Below are 1793 nucleotides of genomic sequence, written 5' to 3'. Positions count from 1 at the left end.
TAAATAGTCTAGTGATGATGGCAAAGAGGTCACACCCGTTCCCATACCGAACACGGAAGTTAAGCTCTTTAGCGCCGATGGTAGTTGGGGGCTTCCCCCTGTGAGAGTAGGACGTTGCTAGGCATTTTACCCAGGAGGATTAGCTCAGCTGGGAGAGCACCTGCCTTACAAGCAGGGGGTCGGCGGTTCGAGCCCGTCATCCTCCACCATATATGCCGGTGTAGCTCAGTTGGTAGAGCAACTGACTTGTAATCAGTAGGTCGAGGGTTCGACTCCTTTCGCCGGCATCATACCCTTGGAGGGGTAGCGAAGTGGCTAAACGCGGCGGACTGTAAATCCGCTCCTTTGGGTTCGGCGGTTCGAATCCGTCCCCCTCCACCATTTTTGGAGCCATTAGCTCAGTGGTAGAGCATCTGACTTTTAATCAGAGGGTCGAAGGTTCAAGTCCTTCATGGCTCACCAGTTTTATTAAACTGCTAGATAATTGTTTAAGCACATGCGGAAGTAGTTCAGTGGTAGAACACCACCTTGCCAAGGTGGGGGTCGCGAGTTCGAACCTCGTCTTCCGCTCCAAATGTGCCGGGGTGGCGGAACTGGCAGACGCACAGGACTTAAAATCCTGCGGTAGGTGACTACCGTACCGGTTCGATTCCGGTCCTCGGCATCATTTTAGCGCCCGTAGCTCAATTGGATAGAGCGTCTGACTACGGATCAGAAGGTTGTGGATTCGACTTCTGCCGGGCGCGCCAATTTTGCGAGAAGTAGCTCAGCTTGGTAGAGCACTTGGTTTGGGACCAAGGGGTCGCAGGTTCGAATCCTGTCTTCTCGACCAAGTGAAACTAAGCTAAATATACCATTTTGGGGCCTTAGCTCAGCTGGGAGAGCGCCTGCCTTGCACGCAGGAGGTCAGCGGTTCGATCCCGCTAGGCTCCACCAAAATTTTATAGTATCATGGCGGCGTAGCTCAGCTGGCTAGAGCGTACGGTTCATACCCGTAAGGTCGGGGGTTCGATCCCCTCTGCCGCCATTATATAATGTGGAGGAATACCCAAGTTCGGCTGAAGGGATCGGTCTTGAAAACCGACAGGCGGGTTAAACCGCGCGGGGGTTCGAATCCCTCTTCCTCCGCCATTTATATAAAAAATTATTGGTCCCGTGGTGTAGCGGTTAACATGCCTGCCTGTCACGCAGGAGATCGCCGGTTCGATCCCGGTCGGGACCGCCATTAATGGGTCGATAGCTCAGTTGGTAGAGCATTTGACTGAAGCTCAAAGTGTCGGCGGTTCGATTCCGTCTCGACCCACCATTAATGCGGGTGTAGTTTAATGGTAAAACCTCAGCCTTCCAAGCTGATGTCGTGAGTTCGATTCTCATCACCCGCTCCAAATTGGGGCCTATAGCTCAGCTGGTTAGAGCGCACGCCTGATAAGCGTGAGGTCGATGGTTCGAGTCCATTTAGGCCCACCATCTAAATATTCCGAAGTAGCTCAGTGGTAGAGCAACCGGCTGTTAACCGGTTGGTCGTAGGTTCGAGTCCTACCTTCGGAGCCACGGCCCGTTGGTCAAGTGGTTAAGACACCGCCCTTTCACGGCGGTAACACGGGTTCGAATCCCGTACGGGTCATACAGTAAACACACTTAAGGTACAATAACCTTAAGTGTGTTTTTAATTTTCTCCTATTTTTAGTTATCTACTAAGTAAGCCCGTAATCAAATAACGCATATTATCTGATCACACCTCCCGGTACCATAAAGGTATGAAATTCAAAGGAGGTGTTTTCTTATGCCAACAA

The 1793-nt window shown here is 51.5% G+C and carries 17 tRNA genes and 1 rRNA gene; all 18 read left to right on the top strand.

Going from position 1 to position 1793, the window contains the following annotated elements:
* Positions 1–7: 7 nt before the first annotated feature.
* Positions 8–123, top strand: a 5S ribosomal RNA gene (gene rrf, locus EK386_RS19760).
* Positions 124–133: 10 nt separating this feature from the next.
* Positions 134–209, top strand: a tRNA-Val gene (locus EK386_RS19755).
* Positions 210–214: 5 nt separating this feature from the next.
* A tRNA-Thr gene (locus tag EK386_RS19750) sits at positions 215–287 on the top strand.
* A 10-nt stretch (positions 288–297) separates the two neighbouring features.
* Positions 298–381 (top strand) — tRNA-Tyr (locus tag EK386_RS19745).
* 6 nt (positions 382–387) lie between these two features.
* A tRNA-Lys gene (locus tag EK386_RS19740) sits at positions 388–462 on the top strand.
* Between the two features lie 36 nt (positions 463–498).
* Positions 499–573: transfer RNA gene (locus EK386_RS19735), tRNA-Gly, on the top strand.
* Between the two features lie 5 nt (positions 574–578).
* Positions 579–664: transfer RNA gene (locus tag EK386_RS19730), tRNA-Leu, on the top strand.
* A gap of 8 nt (positions 665–672) precedes the next feature.
* Positions 673–749 (top strand) — tRNA-Arg (locus EK386_RS19725).
* A 6-nt stretch (positions 750–755) separates the two neighbouring features.
* Positions 756–832: transfer RNA gene (locus tag EK386_RS19720), tRNA-Pro, on the top strand.
* Positions 833–860: 28 nt separating this feature from the next.
* Positions 861–936, top strand: a tRNA-Ala gene (locus EK386_RS19715).
* A 17-nt stretch (positions 937–953) separates the two neighbouring features.
* Positions 954–1027: transfer RNA gene (locus EK386_RS19710), tRNA-Met, on the top strand.
* A gap of 11 nt (positions 1028–1038) precedes the next feature.
* Positions 1039–1131: transfer RNA gene (locus tag EK386_RS19705), tRNA-Ser, on the top strand.
* Positions 1132–1149: 18 nt separating this feature from the next.
* Positions 1150–1225: transfer RNA gene (locus EK386_RS19700), tRNA-Asp, on the top strand.
* Between the two features lie 5 nt (positions 1226–1230).
* Positions 1231–1306: transfer RNA gene (locus EK386_RS19695), tRNA-Phe, on the top strand.
* 5 nt (positions 1307–1311) lie between these two features.
* Positions 1312–1385: transfer RNA gene (locus tag EK386_RS19690), tRNA-Gly, on the top strand.
* Between the two features lie 5 nt (positions 1386–1390).
* Positions 1391–1467 (top strand) — tRNA-Ile (locus EK386_RS19685).
* A 9-nt stretch (positions 1468–1476) separates the two neighbouring features.
* Positions 1477–1551 (top strand) — tRNA-Asn (locus tag EK386_RS19680).
* Position 1552: 1 nt separating this feature from the next.
* Positions 1553–1624, top strand: a tRNA-Glu gene (locus tag EK386_RS19675).
* The last annotated feature ends 169 nt before the right edge of the window (positions 1625–1793 follow it).

It is taken from the genome of Lysinibacillus antri (assembly GCF_003977595.1).
Taxonomy (GTDB): Bacteria; Bacillota; Bacilli; order Bacillales_A; family Planococcaceae; genus Ureibacillus; species Ureibacillus antri.
The sequence above is the reverse complement of the archived record's forward strand: the minus strand, read 5'-3'. Positions and strand labels throughout refer to the sequence as shown.